This is a genomic window from Deinococcus sp. QL22, from assembly GCF_023370075.1.
GTDB lineage: Bacteria > Deinococcota > Deinococci > Deinococcales > Deinococcaceae > Deinococcus.
On the sequence record NZ_CP097157.1, the window covers coordinates 28,875 to 47,166 of the forward strand.

Below are 18,292 nucleotides of genomic sequence, written 5' to 3' on the forward strand. Positions count from 1 at the left end.
TTAGGCAAGTCGCTGGCAGGAATGTGAAAGAGAAGATGCCATAGGCAGCTAAAATGATTTCTTGCCATTAAGCGGTCGCACCCCGCGGTGGTATCGTCCCTCCGCTGCAACACAAGCGCCCCTCTCTGCTTCGCAGCCCTACGAGCTCTGCAAGGTGTTAATGGAAAACCAACAGGTATGGGACTCTCTAATCTCGTATCAGTCGAGAATTCATATATATCAGCCCACTGATCAAACTGTTGATGCCGTCCGACACGACATTGCAGGAGATCGTCGGATACTAAGGAGCGTCACAGCTCACTCTGTTACGGGAACTCAAGAATGCATACGCTGCCTATGTGTTTCACTGGGATCATAAAATTCTGCATCCTGTAGGGCATGATTGAGGATCTGAATAAATCCACTGTTGCAGCTTTAAGCGCGGCGGTTGCGCCTTTTCGGGTGGCGGGCCTTTTGCCGGTGCTTGCTGGGTTGCAACTCCTTCCTGAAAATGCGTCGGTGGTGCTTAGGCTTGAGGCGCTTGTGCAGGTGACCCTGCTGAACGCACCTGGTGGAAACACCACTTTGAAACGTCCCCAACTTGAACATCTTGTCAATGCTGTGATCACTGAGACTGAAATTCCCATGCTGGAAGATCCTCAGGCCTATCCCTTTATCGAGAATCTGGCTTTTCATGGCGGGAATTACTTTCTTATCAATGGCGTATTTGATGGCAGTTCTTCCAGAGCACGCCTTATGGCCAGAATCCTGGCGCGCCTTCATGCCACAGTCAAGGCAAACGATCCTGCCCGTTCAACAATCGATTTGGCTCTCGAGGTATTTCTTTCCGCCTTGATGTTGGGAGATGAAGTAGCTAGCCGTGCCAGGCTGACCCCTCAGACGCGGCAACCTGAGATTGATGGTTTTTTTCTCCCGTCCCCAGCGATGCTCAGCCGCTTGCAGTCTGCCGTCTCCTTCACACCTACAGAGTTGACCGCTCTACTGGCACCTCAGCGTCTGAAACCGCAGATACTGGAACCTCTGATCGGCTATCGTCTGTCCTCGCAGGGCACTAAAAGGGCAATTCCCCAACCGTCTCTCATGACACCACTTGTTCAGCTTGATCAGCGCCTGATTGTTTCTGTACCTAGCGCTCTACTTCCAGCCGCGTGCCATCAAGTGATATCCCTCTTTCATCGGGCTGGACATATTGAAAAATTGATGCAGGCGTACTCAGCAGAAGCTTGGAACACCCTCGAGGATTCCCTTCAGTTGCTGGGGTATCGGTCGGCCCTACCATTGTCTGCCAATCCATACGGAGTCCTTTCACGTGCTGAACTTCGTCGTGTGCGCTGCGGCATGTACACCTTCGATACCGATAAAGTCCTGCTGGCGGTACTGGTTACGGATGACCTGCACGACTACGATCCAACAGCCTTCATGGGCGACACAGGACAGCCCCTTGACTTAGACGCTTTTTGCCAGGGTGCCATAGAAAACCTCTACATGGGTAAGGCCGCACCAAACGAGATTTTGGTACTCATCGTTCACCACACCCTCAGTGACGGCGCCCTGATCAGTGTGTCAGACTTCGCCCCCACAGCCTTCACTCTGCTTCTTGGGAACGATGATTTGAACCTCATTGCTGACCTAGAGAACGGCAAACGGCTGCGGCTGTACAAGTTCGCGAAAGCGCTTCACGAAGTCCGGCAGTCCGCTCGACTCCCCCTTGTGGACACGCTTGATATCTACGCATTCTACAGAGATCACCGGTATTCCTTTTACCTGTCAGATCATCATCAATACCACGGCATTAGCGTGCAACCTGGCTATGCCCGCTCCCTTAGGGAAGAGGTTCAGCAGAGGTGGCAACGTCACTTGGTGCCCGCTCCCGACCTGCGTTCACTCGTTGAGGTGGGCAATTTTCACCAGCGAGAGGACTGCCTCATGTATGCGCCATTCTCTCCAGTTCAGGGACGCTTCGGGATTTACATCGAAAGCATAGGCCTGCCTGTGTGGGTACTCACGGACTCCCTTGAGTCCGTACATGAAAACGGCTTGGGAGACACGTCTTTCTATCTGGCCCAAATGCTTGGATTCTGGATGTGGCAGTTCGCGCCTCTTCTCAAACGCTGGCTCGCACAGGCCCGCGTCCCCATGATCCGCATCTCCCTGCGCCTCTCTCCCCTGAAAGGATGGCAGGAACAGGCCTCTGTAGCAGCACCCCTTAATGGCTCTGAGAGCCCCCCCTTTACCATTCAGGCCCGTGGGAATGGCATGGATATCGACGTGATCCTCCACCCCGCCTTTCATTTTCTGGTGGCCACTCCAGACAATGCTGGAGAAAGGGTGCTCATTGAGGAGTTACTGACCAAGCTCCACTCGTTGGTGGTTGGGCGAACCGTTGCGACAGATGAACTTGCTCAGGCCATGGAAACCATCGCCCCGCTTGGTCTGAAAAAATCCTTTCTGGCTCTCAATACCCAGAATCGCCCTGAACTCGCCGAGGGGGACTTGCCCAAGGCCAGAACTGTTCAAAAGGAAGATCAGGACATTGTCCTTGAGCGCCTGGCACAGGGGCCACTGGCAGGCCGCCAGCCCGGCGAGGTGCTGGATAAGAACCGCACCAAGCTCCTGAACAGTCTGGTCGGCGACATTTACAACAGGTTGGCCGCCTTAGTAGCCACCCTACGAGGTGATGAGCTCAGGCATCAGCTGATCGCACACCATGAATCCCTGGTCAAAGATGCCACTTTTTACAACGTCACGCTGCCGACCCAGAGTGCCTGCTATGCCAGCAACCAGCAGGTCACTGAGGAAATGTCTGAGCAGATGCGTGCATATGCCACCGCAAGTCTGTGCTCACGGTTCCTGATTGAATATGTGGCAGCCTGTCCTCCAGCAGGACTCCGGCCTTTTAGCCTCTCGGCCTACGACGAATTGATGGCGTTGGGCAGCGAATTGATCGGTATGGCGCACCAGAGCGACTACATTCAATACGGCCTTGTCAACCTTCCTGTCAGCATCCTGGGATCCGGCCGGATTGGAGTAAACACGGATGAATTGGCAGCAGTCATGCAAGGCTACCGCTCCACCTTTGATCAGGGTGAATTGGCCCGTGCCACAGGAGCCCTAGGACAGTTGTGGGAGGTCGCCCCCGCTGCTCCTGAACCTGGAACTTACGCTGACTTCAATGCTGCCGTTCAGATCGAACTTGGATTTACGCTCCCGGAATTGATGGATTTCAGGGAAGCTGCTTACCTCTTGGCTGCAGGGCAGGTGTACTCCTCTGAACTTGGTGAATTTCTGGCCCATATGGCGACTACTCTTGGATGGCCCACTGACCGTGTCCGGGCCGTCTTAGAACACCTTTCCCTGAACGAACGTGACCATTTTTTGAAGCCGCCTGCGCCATACGACCCTATTGATACTTACCCCTGGCTGTTCAACCGCCGCTTGTCCTTTCTGCAAAAACCGTATTTGCGGCACGGCACACGCATCACCTATGGTCCACGGAGTGTCCATCAGGCCGCTCGACACCTGGTGACCCTCTTGCTTGGCGGGCGTTTCCGTGCAGCCAGCCCTGAACTCAAACGTCAATACGGCATCCAGACCAACCGGCGTGGGGAACGATTCAACCAGCAGATTGCAGACTTACTCAAACGCGCTGGCTATGATGAGGTCAAGCCCAAGGTCGGCAAAATAGGTGGACGGAAGCTGGCTTCCGCGACAGGGAACGATCTGGGCGACATCGATGTCCTCGTGATTGATCGCTCTAACCACCGCATCCTCCTCTTGGAGTGCAAAGACTTGAGCAGCGCTAAAACGCCGACCGAGCTTCACATGGAAGTTCAGAACGTATTAGTAGGAACAGAACGCAAAAAGTCCCTTGTCCTCCGTCACCAGCACCGCGCTGAATGGTTTAGAGAGAACTGGGAATTTGTACTCCAAGCGGTGAACGCCGACGAGATTGATCGCTGGCGACTCGTTCCACTCCTTGTTGTAGATACAGAACTGATGGTTGGCCATCTGCGGGCAAGTCCTCTCCCTATCGTTCCTGAGCATCAATTGGTGTCCTATCTCCAGGAGATTTGAGCTCAATTCCCGTCAAACCAGGAAAAACCTTCAGAAGCAAACCTTCCAGCCGTGGTTGATGGTCGCTGCCCAGCCAGTCTGAACTTCAAACCACCCCAGCTCTCAACCTGCCGTGACGCCAATCAAGCCACATAACCTATCAAATACTCTGCTTGGTTGCCTGTCATCTCAACAGACGTCGCTAGACGTCTGCCATGATCCTCTCCCCTACCGGCAGCGTTCGGTGACTTTCGCTCGCAATTCGGGGTCAGCCTGCAGTTCCATCAGCAGGGCGTCCAGGATGTCTTCGAGGTGCACGCGGTGGTAGACCTCGCTTTCCATCTCGAGAGCCAGCCCACGCAGGAAGTGGTGCATGCTGGGGCGGATGCGGGTGCCGAGGGATTTTTTTTGCTCGGGTTGGCTGGCAGGCGGCGCGACTTCGGGCACGGGGGTGCGGCTTTCATCCACGGTCTGTTTGCCCGCGCTCAGCATCCGCGCCAGTCCAGGATTCGATTTCGTCACAGCCGGGCCTCCACTTCGTTCCGAAGCTTCGTAAAATGCATTGCAACCAGCCGGCGGTCGGGCGGTTGCCCTTTGCCAGCGCGTACGTTCTGCGGTGGGCGCAGGTTGGACGGCAAGGACGCCGCAACCTTCACCCCGCAGGTAGAGCAGGGGCATGCCGTGGGAGGTGCCACTCGGAAACGAGCTGTGGACGTTCAGCCAAAGCAGACTCTGCTCTAGCTGAACACGCGGATTCAAATCGGCAAGTGGTACGAGTTCGGCGACCTAGAAATCTATACCACTAGGATTCTATGACTTGCGATCCAACCACTCCTGAAGGAGACGGCGAACAAGCGTGCCAACTTCGACGCCGTCCTGCAAAGCCTTGATCCGGACTTCGCGCCGGAGTTGCTGCGACACTGTGACGTTGAGCTGTACCAGCTTCTCCACGGCCTGGTCGCTGTTCGCTTCCTGTTCCTGAGGCAGGGCCGGGGCCGTTGGTGGAGCTGTCGGCGAGGTCTGGTCTCCCCCTCTCAACACATCTCCCAGTTTCGGACGTTTGGTTCTGGTCATTCTTGGAGCTCCTTCCAGACAGCGGCATATTCATCCAGATCGCTGGGGATCCCTCCGAAGGCAGCCTTATATGCTTCGAGTTCGCGGATCCGGGCTTTCAGGACAGGTAGGCCTTCGAGCGCTTCTTCAGCTTCACGGGCCAACCGGCGCCGTGGGTTGTAGCGGGTGAGCAGCACCGCCACGTCTAGGTCTTCGCGTTGAGCCTGAAGATCGGCGAGCAACTCAAGTGTAGGCCGCAATCGGTCGACCTCCAGACCTGTCGGCGCCACTGGCACGAGGGCAATATCTGCCAGACCACCTGCCCGCAGCAGAAGCTCACGGGAGTTGGGAGGAGTATCGATGATCACTGTCCGGCCGCCTGCCTGAGCGGCTTTCACCTGCCGTGCCAGTCGGTCAGGCTCACCTTGAATGACCTCAAAGGGAAGTTGAGCGTGAGCTGCCCACCGGTGGGCACTGTGTTCACTGTCCGCATCAACGATGGTCACGGCTTGACCGGCCTGCGCGGCCACGGTCGCCAAGTACAGCGAGGTGGTGGTTTTCCCCACGCCTCCTTTGAGGCTTAGGATTGCGATCGTCTTCATAGCCAATAGCATAGTGCAAAGCGCGCACAGTACCTAGTTTTCTAGAACTCTAGGAAAGCAAATAATCAGAGTGCTTCTGCTACAGAACTATAGAGATAGTTAATTATATTTCTAGAGACATATGGTTGGGTTTCTCCATCCCGCCTTAGAGGCTGAGAATCGCGGGCGTCTTCATCGCCTGTAGTAGAGGGCTGAGAGAGCGGCAACTAGTTTTCTAGGATAGCAGATGATTAGGGTTCTACTGCTATAGAGCTATAGAGAAATATCTACTTATATTTCTAGAGACATAGTATTGGGTTTCTCCAGCCCGTATTTGGGGCCGAGGGTCGCGGGCGTCTTCATCGCCTGTAGTAGAGGGCGGAGAGAGTGACATCTAGTTTTCTAGGATTCTAGAAAAACGAACGAGTAGAATAGTATCGATATAATTCTATAGAGAAATAATCAAATATTATTCTAGAGATATATGCAATCGGGCTTTTGGAAAGAGGCGAGGGCGAGGAAGGTGAAGCGCTACGCCAAACAGTGGGAGAGAAGCAAACACCCTGCTGTCAGTACAGCCCGCCCCGACAGGCAGCCTGACCTAGGCGGCTCCTGCGAGCGGAGATCAGCCATCATTCCCACGAAGATTCGCTCAGCAGTTCATCTGATAACCGGTCGGTTCTCGCTGATCAGCTGGATCATCCTCATACCGAATCTCACCAGCACAGTCAATACAGTGCTCAGATGCTTCTGTCTCCTGGGAACTTCCAGGGTCTGAGACAAGACTGGCAGGACACGCTGTGCGGGACCTTGCTCCACATGGTCGGCCAGACCAGAACAGTCTTCGTTGGAAGTAGATATAAGAAACTATAGAAATATTCTTCTACAAATCTAGATTGTGCATTTGTGAACTCATTGGCCACTTCGTCAGGCTACTACCACCTGCAATGCTGCTCTTACGCTGCTGTCAAGATCGTTTCCGCTTAAGAGGTGTCGGAGCCGTTCGTGCTGCAGGCCACTGGGCCGAAGAGAAAAGCGCGTGCTGTACCCCGCGAGCAAGGACATCAGTCGCTCGTCTACCATCACTCGCTGGTCGGCAGCCAGGCTGGGCCGCCACGTCACCAGAACCTCTACAGCATCGAAGCGTGGCAAGTGCATTGCGAGGCGCAGCAACCGCTGTCGGGAAGGGGCGTCCTGTGCCCAATTCCACAGGGAGTTCAGACGATTTCGTGTGATGAGTTTGGCAGCCATCAGCACTGCCTCTGCTGTCCGGGCTTCCGGGCTGGTGCGGAACAGGGACAACTCGAACACTTCCACGTGATCTTGAGGAGACAGCCGACCCAAAGCGCGAAGGGTTTCCAGCCGCACCTGGGCCTGGGGATGAGCCAGAAGAGGTTCGAGTCGGCTGACAGCGCCCACTTCCCCCAACTCAGAGAGGCCGGCGATCCAGCCTGCCAGGGGAGAGGTGGTCAGCTGCTGTTCATCCTCAGCCAGATACACTGCCTGGACGTCGGTGCCCCGCTGACGCAAGGTGTACTGCGCCAAGGAACGAATTCCACTCCGAGGATCAAAGAGGGCCGTGAAGAGAAAATCTGGTGTTTGAGGTGCGGGCGTCGCGTCAATCAGGCGGATTAGGGCGGTGTGGCGGATTCCCGCGTCACGGTCGGCCAACAGAGGAGGCAACCGGCTGAGGGCGGCCAGTTGGGCGAATCGGCGACGCAGAGGCGCGTGTGAATCTCGTCCAAAGACGTCCAGCCACTCGGTGCGCTCCGGTTCGGCGAGTCCCTCAACGACGCGCAGCACCGCGAGGCGCGTCCCCCGGTCTGCTGAGGGCAACACCGACTTCACGGCGTTTACCCCACCCTCTGTCCGCAGCAGGGCACGTGCTCCCGCCACCAGTGGCCGGAGATCCGCACGCCCCACGTGTTCCAGACGATCAACCAAGGCGAGGTGCTGTGCCCAGTGAGCGACGAACGGCTCGCTCAGCCGCTGCGCCAAAGCATGGGCCGCCGCCGCCTGAACTGGGGCCACCCAATCGTTGGCCCGGATCAGCAGCGCAGCCGTAGACAAGGGGCTTTCGCTGGTCGTCAAGAGGTGCACCGCCGCTTCGCGCAGGTAGCCATCGGGACTGAAGGCCAGGGCGGTGAGGACGCCGGGCATGGAGTTCAACTCAGGGGCATGCCGTTCCAGCCAAGGACGCCAGCGCGGCGTTCCCCGCCCCCGAACGTCATGTGTCCAAGTCCAGAGACCGCCAGAGCCTTCCCAGCCAGAAGAAAACGCTTGCCGCCACAGCTCCTCCAAGCGTACCCAACCAGAGGACGGAACCGTTTCAAGAAACGCTTGCAGCCGGGCCGCTCCTTGAGCGTCGGGCTGCCTCTGTGGGATGGCCTGATCCAGCAGGTGCCGCAACTGAACTGCGGAAGGAAGGATGAGCACCCGGCCACAGTACAGGCTGGCCACTCAGGCGTGTAACAGAAGGACAGAGGCGCCCGTGTCGTCTCGCTCCTGAACAGCAAGGGGCGAACCCCGAGAGGTTCGCCCGCTGGACGTGATTCGCCAACTGTTGCCCCGCATGTCGAGCGAGGTGCAGGAATTGCACCTGCCAACAGGCCCACGTCACGCCGGAATGCCGTTATAGCACTGCAGGCAAGGTGACTCAACACGGGGAGTCCGGCAAACCCAGGCGGTGACCCAACCGTATCAGCAGTTCGGCATCTTCAGAGCGCAGTTGATTCGGCAGCACGGCTTCATCCGCTTCAAAGTACAGGCCTGTCTGATAGTCCGGACGCACCCACTTGGCCAGGAAATCGACCTGACCCCCACGCTCTACCCGGTAGACCAAGCCTTCAGGTCTTTCCACGGCTCCATGACCGCCTGTTCCAATCGTCTGGAACAAAGCAGACGGGTCACCTGCCTGAGCCGCGTGTAACTGAGGCGTGACCAGTGAAGATCCCAGGCGGCCTGTCAGTTGCGCCCACGGCACTCGGTCTTTCCCCTGCATCAAATCGAAAGCCACAAAGGGTTCGTGGGCCAGCTGGTATTGGGTGCCGTGGGCGAACAGCAGCCATTCTCCGATGACCCGTTCGCCGGGCTGAAGGAGACCCAGAAAGCGCTCAGCGTGATGTTCCACCCAGGCGGCGAACAACTGGGCCTGAGGTCTGCGGCTCGACTCGGCCCGGTAGCCCGCACGGGTGAGCGCCAACACTTGGTCACCGATGCGGGCCACCGCCAGATTGCTGCCGTCCAGTTTTTCGTGCACCCAGACCTGATCGCCCGGCAAGGCGTCTCTCGTGGCCCGACGCGCTTCCCGTTCGGAAATGGTGCGGTCTGCCGGGGTCAGGTGGCTGCCCGGCAGGTGGGGAATCCGGCCGTAGGTCTTCATGCCGAGGGGACGCTCTGTCATCGCTGGGGCTGATCATGACAGCTCGGCGCGGCCACCCGCCCTACGCCATTTGCGTCTGGACTCATCCCAGCTGCGCCCTATGCTGGGCAGATGTCTGTCTCCTGCTTCGTCACCCTCGGTCAACGTTGTGCCGTCTCCCTGCGGCTGGAGGGTGACGCCTTTGAGGTACATGTGACCACCGCGGCGATGGACGCAAACAGACTTCAGGCATACCGGGCCGCCTGCCGGGAACTGGGGGTCAAGGCGCTGGTGATTGAACTCGCCCCCGGAGTGCCTGTGCAGCCGATGACCTGCCTGCGTGTTTGGGGGACCCCGGAGACTGCACTGCAAGCCGCCCGAGACTTGGGTGCGGCCCTGGAAACTCAGGGCTTTCCCACCCAGCGCATCAAGATCGAGGCGGCCCCGTGGAATGCCGGGGTGCCGGTCTCTGCAGAGGACGCCGCTCACGAACCGGCGGGCCGCTACTTCGAGTTCCACGCCCGCCTAGTGATTGCTGCGGACGCCAACCTTGGCATCCTGGAACTCCTGTGTGCGGCTCAAGGCGCGCACCTGTCTCGCAATCCACTGAAAACGCGTTTGGATGGGCAACAAGAGCGGTTCGTCACCTTGCGCGTAGGGGGAATGGGGCGGACGGAAGCAGAGGGACAAGCCGCCGTCCTGACCCGCTATCTCGAACAGGCAGGCTGGACAGTGGAAGACACCGTCATGGAATACTGCCTCTACGACGACCACCGCGCCCTCGACGCGGCCTGGGAAGCGCCGTGAGCGGGCCTTCAGAGCTTCAACCCTTGCTGCGGGGCTGGTTGCGGCGGGCAGGACAACACCCGGCGACCTCGGACTGGGTGCTGCGCGGCAGTCTGGTCACCCGCACCCTGTGCGGGCAAGGGCGTGTGCCCGCCGATGTGGACTATTTGGTGTCCAGCCCCTATCAGCCGGACACGTTGGCCGCCGTGATTGCTGAAGTAGCGCAGCTTTCAGACTACGGTACACGGCTGACCTTGACGCGCACCGAAGCCATCTGGGCCGAGACGTCCTTTCCCGGCCTGCGGGCTTTTTTGGTCGGCCAGCACAACGGGCAGGAGCAGCACTTTCAGGTCGATTTCTCTTTCGGTGACCCGATGGCGCAGGCTGCAGTGACGTTGCTGATGCCCGAAGTCGGCCCCGTCCTTGCCTGCCCCGCGGAAACCCTGTGGGCCTGGAAGCTGCACGGTCTGGTGGAGTTCGGCCCCGGAAAGTGGCGGGGCAAAGATCTGTACGATCTCCACTTGCTGCAGACCTCCCTGCGACTCGACTTCAGCGTCTTACCCGAAGTGGTGGTCCTGGCCTTCTCCAGCCGTCAGACGCCCCTGAGCGATCTGGACGAGTTGCGAACCCGGGACAGTTGGGGCTGCTCGGTGTCTAATGGCCGCAAATGGCGCACCTTCCAGCGCCGCGCTGGGGTTCAAGCGGAGTTTCTGGAAGTCCGGAATGGCGTGCGAGCAGTGGTGGACACAGTGATGAACACTGCCCTCACCGAGACCGCCTGATGCCGGGCGGCCCCGTTACACTTCCAGCTATGGCCCATCCGTACCACCACGCCGTCAGTTCCAGCAAAGCCTTTGGCGGCGCGCCCGAGGAGTATCAGGCCATCCACGACTGGTTCGACCAGACCAAAGCCCACCTGCCGGATGTGCGTCACCGCGCCCTGCTGCATTCCAGCTTCGGCATTTTCCTGTGTGAACAGGTCTTCGGCACCACCCTGCGCCTGGCCAGCGGCAAGCAGGTTCCAGTGAGACTGATTGGAGAGCAACACGTCAAGGAGGATATGGGCGGCGTGATCCCCACGGTGCAGGACTGGTTGGGTGACCTGCCTCTGCGTCCCTGGATGACCCGTGGATCCGCGCCGCTCTCCGGGGACGAGCCGTGACCCCCATTGGCTTCCAGCGCAAGATCGCCGCCCTCGGAGTCACGGAAGTGCGGTACGCCTACCACTGGCACGAGGACGAGATGAAGTACGACGTCCAGGCCCTTGATGCCACGGGTGCCCTGCTCAGCCTGCCGCACCTCTTGGTTCGTGAAATCGAAGAAGCATTGGCCGAACAAGCTCAAGACGGGTACGGCACCTACCGCTGGGACGTTCAGGCCAACACGGTGGAGCCTTTTGGTCGACTGGACTACCTCTTCGGTGATTCTCTAAGTGGCGTAGTGGCCTATGTCTACGACGAGGACGCCCAGCTGGTGCGCCGCATCCAGCAGTGGACGCCCGAAGACGGGGGAGATGTGGTTCAGGCTTGGGCACGCTCGTGGGATCCTGAAGTGCGCCGGGCCGTCGCACAGCATCCGCTGATCCCTCCTGACGTCCGCCTGCCCCTCCTGGGAGACACCGCGCCAGAGGTCAGGGCCGCGGCCCAGCCTCACTTGCCTCTAGATGAAGTCGCCCCATTGCTGAGGGTACTGCATCAGGCGCAGCACCCGCGCACTCTCCCCAGAGAGCTGCACACGCTCTCGGGCAGCAGGTATAGCCAAGTCCGCCTGGCGGTTGCCCGCAACCCCAGCACGGCGGCGGCAACCCTACGTGAACTGACCTCCGACGAGTGGCCCATCCAGGTGGGGCTGCTGAACAATCCGTCGTGCCCGGAACCGCTGCGGCATGCCGTGCTGGATCAGGTGGCCGCTATCCCCTTGGTGCGCGCTCGACTCCGGCTGATGGAGAGTGCGGAACTTCCCAGCGCCCTCTTGGAACGGTGGCAGGCCGATCCTGATCCGGTGATCCGCGCCCGGATCGCGGGGCAACCTCAAGTCTCCAAGGCTACCTTACTTGTGCTTGCTGCTGATTCCCATGAGGAAGTGCGCGCCGCCGCTCGAGCACAATTGGCAGAGCGTGAGCCTGAACCCGGTGAAGAGAGCGAGTGGGAAACGGTACCGGAGTTGACGCTGGAACAGCAGTGGCACGTCATCAACTCGTGGCGGCGAGGGGACAACGATTATCTCTTGGCCCAAGACCAACAACTTCTTCCCGAGATTCTCGATCACTTGGTTCATGATCCGGAGCGGGCCGGTTACGTTGCTTGGCAGGAAAACCTCAGCGAGCAGCAATTGGCGACGATTGTTCAATGTGGGAACGTTAGAGCGCGGGAAATGGTGGCCTCCAATCCCGCCCTGCCTTTGCCGTTGTTGAGGCAGCTCGCTCAAGATGCCAGCGAGTTTGTTCGGACTGCCGTGGCCCAACAAGGAAGGTTATCCTCAGCTCTGCTCCTCGAGTTGGCACGCGATCCGGAATTCGGAGTGCGTCAGGCCGTCGCCCGCAATCCAGCCACCCCACCAGATGTGTTGGAAAAGCTCGCGCAAGAGCGGTGGATCGCTCAAGACGTGATCATGAATCTTCACGTACCTGTGAAGTTGATTCACCACATTATGGCTGATCCCCAGGCGCCGGATGTTCGCCCATGGCTGCTGACCAACGCGCACCCAGAAATACTGGGGGCGCTCAGTCTGTACGCCACGGGTGAGCGGTTGGTGTTGATGGCCCAGAACGAACGCACGCACGCCGGCAGTAGACTTGATTCCACTGTTCCGCTCGCTGGTGTCCCAAGGGGTAGACCCCATCGCCCACTTGTTGACTGACCCAGAAACCCCAGCATCTTTCCTAGAACGGCTGGTGGCCTCTCCACACGATCAGGCGTTGCTGAGACATCCTCAAGTGAACGCAACCGTCATAAGGCGCTTAGTCAAGGTGTACGCGGCCCGCTTCATGTTCTACAGCATGGATCGAAAAGAGCTGCCACTCCTGCAGATGCTGTTGAACTCCCCTTTCCTCACACAGTCGGAGCTCCACGTCATGTTGGATTCTCCAACCAGTCCCCGAGTTCGGGTGGCAGTTGCAGCTCATCCAAAAACTCCAGAAGAACTCTTGCGGCGGTTGTTCGCTGATCCGCTTCAGCAGGTGGCGGACACGGCTGCCCGGAACCCTCAACTACCGCAGGATCTGCAGCAACTTAAGGGCTAATGCTGTGTAGCGTCGACCCAGAGGAGCTTTCCCGGTGGGGACACCAGAAATATATTTGTATATAAAACTATATCTCTAGTACAAGAGTATGCTCCCAGCGACGAAGCGGACGCTCTGTGCACTATGGCCCAAACCCGGTAAATGGAATTCTAGTTATCTAGGATTCTAAGTTTATGCGGAGAACGTGTCCCTACCCCGGACACCCCCTCCAAAGGCAATCTGTGGACGGTCCGTTGGTTGGACAAGATGGTTCTGGCCCTTACACAAAAGCCAGCCCATCCTCTTCTGACCACTGATAGCGTCCTGCCCGGAATCCGTCCACCACATGCTCGAAATAAGCGGTCAGCCGTGGATATGGGACCTGGTAGTCTCCGCCCTCATGAAAGTAGGTGCCGATTTCAAGCGTGCTCAGATCGAGCAGCAAATAATCTCCTGTACCATTGCAGAGCAGGGGCAGCCACTCTGCACACCAAGGTTCAGCCGCGGTGACGTCGTCGAAAAAGCCCTGATTTTCCCAGTACAGTGTCAAGATCGTCTCACTGTCCAGCAGATGCCAGGTGTCTTCCAAGATCGGCCAGTGTGGGAAACCGTCATGTTGCACATACAGTGCCAGAAACTCCTCGGGCAGCCGCTGGGGAAATGTGGCTCTCAGGACAGCCGCTCTGGCGCAATCGGCTGCCTCAGCTCGCCCAGGGTAACCCCCTGAGCCCTGAACCACTCTTCCAATTCCGTCATGTACGACTCAAGCGTCATAGGATCGATGTCACCTCCGAGGAGCATGGCCTGAGTGGAGAAGGGCTGATTGCCCTCAGGAATCCATTGTGGTTTCATGGGTTCTAGCCCCAGCGCAGACCGCTGTCGACGATGAGTCAGAAAAGGCGACCCGAAGGCCGCCTTTGATTTCTTTACTTTAGCTCGGTATACAGTCCATGCACAGGACATGCACCACAGTTGCCTGAGCGGGCGCCTGAAATGGGTTTTACTGCGACCTGCACGGCACGGAAGAGAAAGCGGCCCGTAGCTCCGATACAGGGCCAAGTCAGCGGTCAGAGGGTTCTGATGCAGCTTGCTGTTTTGACCATGCTATGGCGGCCTGGAAGTCCTCTGGAGTCGGTGGAACCAACTTGAACCAAGGGTAGGCGAACACCTCTTCCTGTTCTCGGTAAGGAGTCTTGGAATTAACCGTCGTGAATCCTGCTCCCGGCACACCTTCTTGATTGACGACCAAGATCGTTAGAGGAGGGAGGGCGTGCTGGCGACAGTACTGCATGATGTTGTTCAAGACGGATGTCAGGGCTTGATTGTTCGCATAATCCATCAGCCCACTGAGTTCCCCGTAGCGCACCATTTGTCGGTTGTGCGCGCGGCCAATGAGATACTGCCAAGCTTGGAGCGCGCGCCAGGCGGAGCGTTGTCCAGTACCTTCAGGTTTACTGTTGACAGCATCATTGAATGTCAGGGGCATAGCTCACTTATCTAACCACAATGTCTATGTCAGCCCAGATTACTTTGGAATAAAGTTTTTGTTCTCGGTTTTCCTCTGCCACCTTTCCTTTATTGCCCTCTCGCGCCCTCTCCCCACGCTGGGCCTTTGCCCCGGCTTCCGCTTCAGGAGTGCATGTCAGTGTGTATCACTGGGACCGATTTGAACGCTTGAGCCTGAGCGGCAGCTCAATGCTGAACTGGATTGGGCACTAGAAGTCGTCTGGAAGAGCAGTGGACTCTAGAGTCCCTGCCGAGCTCTGACCCTATGACAGGGGGACGATCAGAGGATAACTACTCATCTGCCGTTGCGTCCTCACACTGAGTTATTCCCCTAACTGACCAGATGTCTAAACCCAGCACACATTACCCCACACCATCACCCAGTTAGCTAGGGCGCGTCAGTCAAGTATGAGCAACAGCGATCACATGGTTTCTGGCTTCTCTTTTGACACCTAAGCCGGGGGAGGGTTGTGGAGTAGCTTCGTGATGCGAATGTGCGCCCCAGGGCCGTCGGCGAGCGCGGTACGTTGAGGGATGCAGCGAGAGACTGAGCACTTTGTGGTGACGTTCAGTGAGCAAGCGGTGTTGGTGGCCACTGGGCAACTCGATGGGCCCTGCACGGCCGTGAGCCTGCGCAACTTAGGGCCGGGCCAGCTGATTATCCGGGGTTGCGGGGCCGGTGGTATCCCTATCACTCAGAGGAAGAGCTGTTGCTGCGCTAGGGGATAGTTCGAGAAAGAGCGAACAATTTCGATGTGGTGCAGTACTTGGTGCTGGAGCCAGGCAGGGGCGTAGAACTATTTACCCAACAGGAGGCCCGTAAGTTCGAACGGGTGTACGGCGGAGCCGAAGTGCTGCGCGGGTTTGATTGTCGGCTCGTGCTGGTCGTGAACCTGCCGGGTGGTCATGCACAGTTACCCTTCCGGCTGGAACATCGAACCACCACACTGGGCGAGCAGATGTTCATTCGGGAATTGGCACAGGCCGACAGCAGGAGCCATGCGCGGCATGCGAAACCGCCTGATTGCCTGGCGATCCCTGCGGCGATGCGGGCATGAGCACCGTACCCGCTCAACTGCAAATGAGCTGTCACTCGCGGCAAGTTGGATGGCTAACGGAACAGGCCGACAACCACAGATTGATTGCGCTGCGCCACGAATCTCACGTCGATCGGAGACAGCCAATACCAGGCGTCCTCCAGCACGGTGCCCAACCGCTGCACGTTGCCCTCCGTTCTGGCCTGTTTCATGACCGTCGTGAAGAGGCCCGAGTCCAGCGCGATCAGCCCACGCAGTTCCCAGCCTTCCGGTTGAATTGCGGTGGCCTGCGCCACCGCATGGGCGTCCAGTCCACTCAAATCTACCGGAATGGACTCCGGCTCCGGCGAGAGGTGCAGCAGTTTCCCGTCAAACGCCTCAATTCTATAAGAGGGCACGCTGAGGGTCACATCCGGAGAGAACGTCGTGCGGTCAGTCACGTACATGACCCCAAGGTATCGCCATCTCGGGGGACTAGGTGCTGAGCTGGCTCCATGTCCAGCCTGCCCCTGCGGCTCAGAAGACAGGCCTGACGGCTGAAGTCGAGAGCACCTTGCCGGTCAATGTGCAGCGCGAGTACCAACATGGCGGGCGGCAGACATGAGCCCCACCCGTCCGCTCCCACACACCCGCAGCGTCACGGCCATTGAGGCGGACAACATCATCGACCGCCACGCCAAGAGCCGCAAGATGAATAAGTGCATCTGCAAGCTGGCTCTGCACAAGGACGGACTAAACACCGCTGCAGGGCTACTGCGGCAAGATGCTGGGCGATACTTCCTCAGCATGCCGGGGTGTGGGGCATGAGCGGGCTAACGATACAGGCCAATGACCAAGTACTCCCCCGCACGTGGGTCGAAGATCAATTCCACCGGAACCCACTGGTACCACGCGTCTCGCAACACCGTGCCGAACGTGTGGGCCGTGCCGTTCACGACGACCTGCCTGAACGCATCCACAAACTGAAGCGAATCCACAGTGATCAAGCCACGAATCTCCGTGCCCCCAGGCCGAACACGCCTGACGTTCGCCATAGAGGGCGCATCGAACTCAGCACAATCCACGGTGATGGACCGATCTTCGGGCCTCAAGTCCACATTCTGACCCGTGAGGGCATTGATTTGATAACAAGGCACCCCAATTTTCATTCCCTGAGGGAAGGAGGTGCGGCGGGTGCGGTACATGCGGCCTACCCTAGTGTCCTCCTTTTTAAGCAAACCCCGCCCTTCCCCCCTTTGCTTGCCCACAGGACGCTCCGTCTTCAGGGGACAGAGTCAGCGGTACAGGCCCACAAGCACGACTTGTCCCGCCCGGGGAGGACTGTGCTCTTCAACCGCGGTCAGCAGATACCAGTCGTCCCCCAGCACGACACCAAAGCGGCGCGAGGTCGTAGCGGTCATCGCGTGCTGGAGAGCTTGTTCAAAGATGACGGCGTCCACGGCGATGAGGCCCCGCAGTTCCCATCCCTCTGGCCGCATCTCCCGGGCACAGGCGATAGCGTGGGCGTTCATGGCAGCAACGTTCACTACCATGCCCCAAGGCTCCTGGATCAACTCCAAACCCAAGCCATTGAACGCTTCAATCCGGTAGCAGGGCAACTCAACCGTCTGCCCAATGGGAAAGGTCGCGCGGCAGGTGCGGTACATGCGATTTACCCTAGTGTTCCCCTCCTGAAGCAAACCTCACTCTTTCCCACAGTGCTTGCCGACAGGACTCCACGTCTTCAAGGGGCAAGGTCAGCGGTACAAGCCCACGAGCACAGACTCCCCAGCACGCACAGGGACGTGCCGTTGCCATTCAATCGGGGCCAGGAGATACCACGCCTCTTCCAGCAGGGCACCCAGTCCGGGCGAGTTTTCATCGTTCATGGCCAGTTGAAACACGGTGGCGAAGAGCATGGCGTCCACAGCGATCAGACCTCGAATCTCCCCACCCTCATGCAATACGTCCGTCACACAGGCAATGGCACGGGCGTCCAGAGCCGTAACATCCACCTTCAGGCACCGAGGCTCCTGGACCAACACCAAGCTCCGGCCATCGAACGCCCTCATCTGGTAGTGGGGGACCTCCACCGTCTGGTTCCTGGGGAAGGTGGTGCGGCGTGTGTGGTACATACGGCCTACGGTAGTGTTCCACCCCTCAAAAAAATCGCATTTTTCCTCTCACCGATTGTTCACACGACCTTCAGCCTTCAGAACGGAGGCCTAGCGGTACAGGCCCACGACCACGTGCTGCCCCAGATGAGGGGTAAATCGTGAGTCGATTGGAGTCAGCTGATACTACACGTCGTCAAAGACGCTTCCAAAGCGGCGGGCATTGCCTGGGCAAAGGGACAGGATGACAAACTGGAGCCGTTCGAGCTGGGCCGCGTGCAGTTCGTGGACGTTGAGCCGACCTTCTGGGTGGCGAACCTGATTGGGCAGCACGACATCGCTCGTCAGGCCCGCGCCACCCGCGTGCCGCCGGTGCGGTACGACGCGATCCGCGAGGGCCTCGGCCGGGTGCGGGCGTTCACCCAGGAACATCAGGCGAGCGTGCACATGCCCCGCATCGGCGCCGGCCTCGCCGGCGGGGACTGGACCGTCATTGAGGGCATCGTGCAGAAAGAACTGACAGGCCAGGGTGTGAGCGTCACGGTCTATGACCTCCCGCCGCGTCCGTGAGTGACCTGACATTTGCCCGCCTCCCTGAGCAC

General features: G+C 58.7%; 20 protein-coding genes. 9 read left to right on the forward strand and 11 right to left on the reverse strand.

Features of this window, described 5'->3' with window-relative positions; all coding sequences use genetic code 11:
* Positions 1–378: 378 nt before the first annotated feature.
* Complete coding sequence (locus M1R55_RS30275; protein WP_249396792.1) at positions 379–4,074, forward strand: hypothetical protein; 3,696 nt, start codon at positions 379–381, stop codon at positions 4,072–4,074.
* Between the two features lie 207 nt (positions 4,075–4,281).
* On the opposite strand, the gene M1R55_RS30280 is transcribed toward M1R55_RS30275, so the two are convergent.
* The 5 genes from M1R55_RS30280 to M1R55_RS30300 form a co-directional block, all read right to left on the reverse strand.
* Positions 4,282–4,575, reverse strand: a complete 294-nt coding sequence (locus tag M1R55_RS30280) for a hypothetical protein (RefSeq protein ID WP_249396793.1) — start codon at positions 4,573–4,575, stop codon at positions 4,282–4,284.
* 288 nt (positions 4,576–4,863) lie between these two features.
* Positions 4,864–5,127: a hypothetical protein gene (locus tag M1R55_RS30285; protein ID WP_249396794.1), complete on the reverse strand. Its 264-nt coding sequence runs from the start codon at positions 5,125–5,127 to the stop codon at positions 4,864–4,866.
* Positions 5,124–5,708, reverse strand: coding sequence for a ParA family protein (locus tag M1R55_RS30290; protein ID WP_249396795.1), 585 nt, complete (start codon positions 5,706–5,708; stop codon positions 5,124–5,126). The genes M1R55_RS30285 and M1R55_RS30290 overlap by 4 nt, the downstream gene beginning before the upstream one ends.
* 906 nt (positions 5,709–6,614) lie before the next feature.
* A complete protein-coding gene (locus M1R55_RS30295) occupies positions 6,615–8,123 on the reverse strand; it encodes a HEAT repeat domain-containing protein (protein ID WP_249396796.1) in 1,509 nt (502 codons plus the stop codon).
* 220 nt (positions 8,124–8,343) lie between these two features.
* Positions 8,344–9,090 (reverse strand): RNA ligase family protein, encoded by a 747-nt coding sequence (locus tag M1R55_RS30300; RefSeq protein ID WP_249396797.1) that lies wholly within the window; start codon positions 9,088–9,090, stop codon positions 8,344–8,346.
* A gap of 90 nt (positions 9,091–9,180) precedes the next feature.
* Here M1R55_RS30300 and M1R55_RS30305 point away from each other — a divergent pair, with 90 nt between their 5' ends.
* The 5 genes from M1R55_RS30305 (at position 9,181) to M1R55_RS32565 (ending at position 13,075) form a co-directional block, all read left to right on the forward strand.
* Positions 9,181–9,855: a hypothetical protein gene (locus tag M1R55_RS30305; RefSeq protein ID WP_249396798.1), complete on the forward strand. Its 675-nt coding sequence runs from the start codon at positions 9,181–9,183 to the stop codon at positions 9,853–9,855.
* The gene (locus M1R55_RS30310) at positions 9,852–10,616 is read left to right on the forward strand and encodes a nucleotidyl transferase AbiEii/AbiGii toxin family protein (RefSeq protein ID WP_249396799.1); all 765 of its coding nucleotides are present in this window, start codon (positions 9,852–9,854) and stop codon (positions 10,614–10,616) included. The genes M1R55_RS30305 and M1R55_RS30310 overlap by 4 nt, the downstream gene beginning before the upstream one ends.
* Positions 10,617–10,645: 29 nt before the next feature.
* Positions 10,646–10,996 (forward strand): hypothetical protein, encoded by a 351-nt coding sequence (locus M1R55_RS30315; protein ID WP_249396800.1) that lies wholly within the window; start codon positions 10,646–10,648, stop codon positions 10,994–10,996.
* Positions 10,993–12,693 (forward strand): hypothetical protein, encoded by a 1,701-nt coding sequence (locus M1R55_RS30320; RefSeq protein ID WP_249396801.1) that lies wholly within the window; start codon positions 10,993–10,995, stop codon positions 12,691–12,693. Before M1R55_RS30315 ends, M1R55_RS30320 begins: the two co-directional genes overlap by 4 nt.
* Positions 12,694–12,907: 214 nt before the next feature.
* On the forward strand, positions 12,908–13,075 hold the full coding sequence (locus M1R55_RS32565) for a hypothetical protein (protein ID WP_371827353.1): 168 nt from the start codon (positions 12,908–12,910) through the stop codon (positions 13,073–13,075).
* A 259-nt stretch (positions 13,076–13,334) separates the two neighbouring features.
* Here M1R55_RS32565 and M1R55_RS30325 read toward each other — a convergent pair whose 3' ends face one another.
* Positions 13,335–13,793 (reverse strand): SMI1/KNR4 family protein, encoded by a 459-nt coding sequence (locus M1R55_RS30325; RefSeq protein ID WP_371827349.1) that lies wholly within the window; start codon positions 13,791–13,793, stop codon positions 13,335–13,337.
* A 321-nt stretch (positions 13,794–14,114) separates the two neighbouring features.
* On the reverse strand, positions 14,115–14,540 hold the full coding sequence (locus M1R55_RS30330; RefSeq protein WP_249396803.1) for a hypothetical protein: 426 nt from the start codon (positions 14,538–14,540) through the stop codon (positions 14,115–14,117).
* A 775-nt stretch (positions 14,541–15,315) separates the two neighbouring features.
* On the opposite strand from M1R55_RS30330, the gene M1R55_RS30335 reads away from it, so the two are divergent.
* Positions 15,316–15,618 carry a hypothetical protein gene (locus tag M1R55_RS30335; RefSeq protein ID WP_249396804.1) on the forward strand — a complete coding sequence of 101 codons (303 nt, stop codon included), beginning with the start codon at positions 15,316–15,318 and terminating at the stop codon, positions 15,616–15,618.
* 53 nt (positions 15,619–15,671) lie between these two features.
* On the opposite strand, the gene M1R55_RS30340 is transcribed toward M1R55_RS30335, so the two are convergent.
* Positions 15,672–16,043, reverse strand: coding sequence for a hypothetical protein (locus M1R55_RS30340; protein WP_249396805.1), 372 nt, complete (start codon positions 16,041–16,043; stop codon positions 15,672–15,674).
* A 154-nt stretch (positions 16,044–16,197) separates the two neighbouring features.
* Here M1R55_RS30340 and M1R55_RS30345 point away from each other — a divergent pair, with 154 nt between their 5' ends.
* Complete coding sequence (locus M1R55_RS30345) at positions 16,198–16,404, forward strand: hypothetical protein (protein ID WP_249396806.1); 207 nt, start codon at positions 16,198–16,200, stop codon at positions 16,402–16,404.
* A 5-nt stretch (positions 16,405–16,409) separates the two neighbouring features.
* On the opposite strand, the gene M1R55_RS30350 is transcribed toward M1R55_RS30345, so the two are convergent.
* The 3 genes from M1R55_RS30350 to M1R55_RS30360 all read right to left on the reverse strand — a co-directional run bounded on the left by M1R55_RS30350 (position 16,410) and on the right by M1R55_RS30360 (position 17,711).
* Positions 16,410–16,781 carry a hypothetical protein gene (locus M1R55_RS30350; protein WP_249396807.1) on the reverse strand — a complete coding sequence of 124 codons (372 nt, stop codon included), beginning with the start codon at positions 16,779–16,781 and terminating at the stop codon, positions 16,410–16,412.
* A gap of 90 nt (positions 16,782–16,871) precedes the next feature.
* Positions 16,872–17,243: a hypothetical protein gene (locus M1R55_RS30355; protein WP_249396808.1), complete on the reverse strand. Its 372-nt coding sequence runs from the start codon at positions 17,241–17,243 to the stop codon at positions 16,872–16,874.
* A 90-nt stretch (positions 17,244–17,333) separates the two neighbouring features.
* Complete coding sequence (locus tag M1R55_RS30360; protein WP_249396809.1) at positions 17,334–17,711, reverse strand: hypothetical protein; 378 nt, start codon at positions 17,709–17,711, stop codon at positions 17,334–17,336.
* A 255-nt stretch (positions 17,712–17,966) separates the two neighbouring features.
* Here M1R55_RS30360 and M1R55_RS30365 point away from each other — a divergent pair, with 255 nt between their 5' ends.
* On the forward strand, positions 17,967–18,260 hold the full coding sequence (locus tag M1R55_RS30365; RefSeq protein WP_249396810.1) for a hypothetical protein: 294 nt from the start codon (positions 17,967–17,969) through the stop codon (positions 18,258–18,260).
* Positions 18,261–18,292 lie beyond the last annotated feature (32 nt).

Bases quoted from the DNA above. Each gene is read 5' to 3' on its own strand.
- M1R55_RS30275 (WP_249396792.1), top strand. From the start codon at position 379: ATGATTGAGGATCTGAATAAATCCACTGTTGCAGCTTTAAGCGCGGCG.
- M1R55_RS30285 (WP_249396794.1), bottom strand. From the start codon at position 5,127: ATGACCAGAACCAAACGTCCGAAACTGGGAGATGTGTTGAGAGGGGGA.
- M1R55_RS30290 (WP_249396795.1), bottom strand. From the start codon at position 5,708: ATGAAGACGATCGCAATCCTAAGCCTCAAAGGAGGCGTGGGGAAAACC.
- M1R55_RS30300 (WP_249396797.1), bottom strand. From the start codon at position 9,090: ATGACAGAGCGTCCCCTCGGCATGAAGACCTACGGCCGGATTCCCCAC.
- M1R55_RS30305 (WP_249396798.1), top strand. From the start codon at position 9,181: ATGTCTGTCTCCTGCTTCGTCACCCTCGGTCAACGTTGTGCCGTCTCC.
- M1R55_RS30315 (WP_249396800.1), top strand. From the start codon at position 10,646: ATGGCCCATCCGTACCACCACGCCGTCAGTTCCAGCAAAGCCTTTGGC.
- M1R55_RS32565 (WP_371827353.1), top strand. From the start codon at position 12,908: ATGTTGGATTCTCCAACCAGTCCCCGAGTTCGGGTGGCAGTTGCAGCT.
- M1R55_RS30330 (WP_249396803.1), bottom strand. From the start codon at position 14,540: ATGCCCCTGACATTCAATGATGCTGTCAACAGTAAACCTGAAGGTACT.
- M1R55_RS30340 (WP_249396805.1), bottom strand. From the start codon at position 16,043: ATGTACGTGACTGACCGCACGACGTTCTCTCCGGATGTGACCCTCAGC.
- M1R55_RS30345 (WP_249396806.1), top strand. From the start codon at position 16,198: ATGAGCCCCACCCGTCCGCTCCCACACACCCGCAGCGTCACGGCCATT.
- M1R55_RS30350 (WP_249396807.1), bottom strand. From the start codon at position 16,781: ATGTACCGCACCCGCCGCACCTCCTTCCCTCAGGGAATGAAAATTGGG.
- M1R55_RS30355 (WP_249396808.1), bottom strand. From the start codon at position 17,243: ATGTACCGCACCTGCCGCGCGACCTTTCCCATTGGGCAGACGGTTGAG.
- M1R55_RS30360 (WP_249396809.1), bottom strand. From the start codon at position 17,711: ATGTACCACACACGCCGCACCACCTTCCCCAGGAACCAGACGGTGGAG.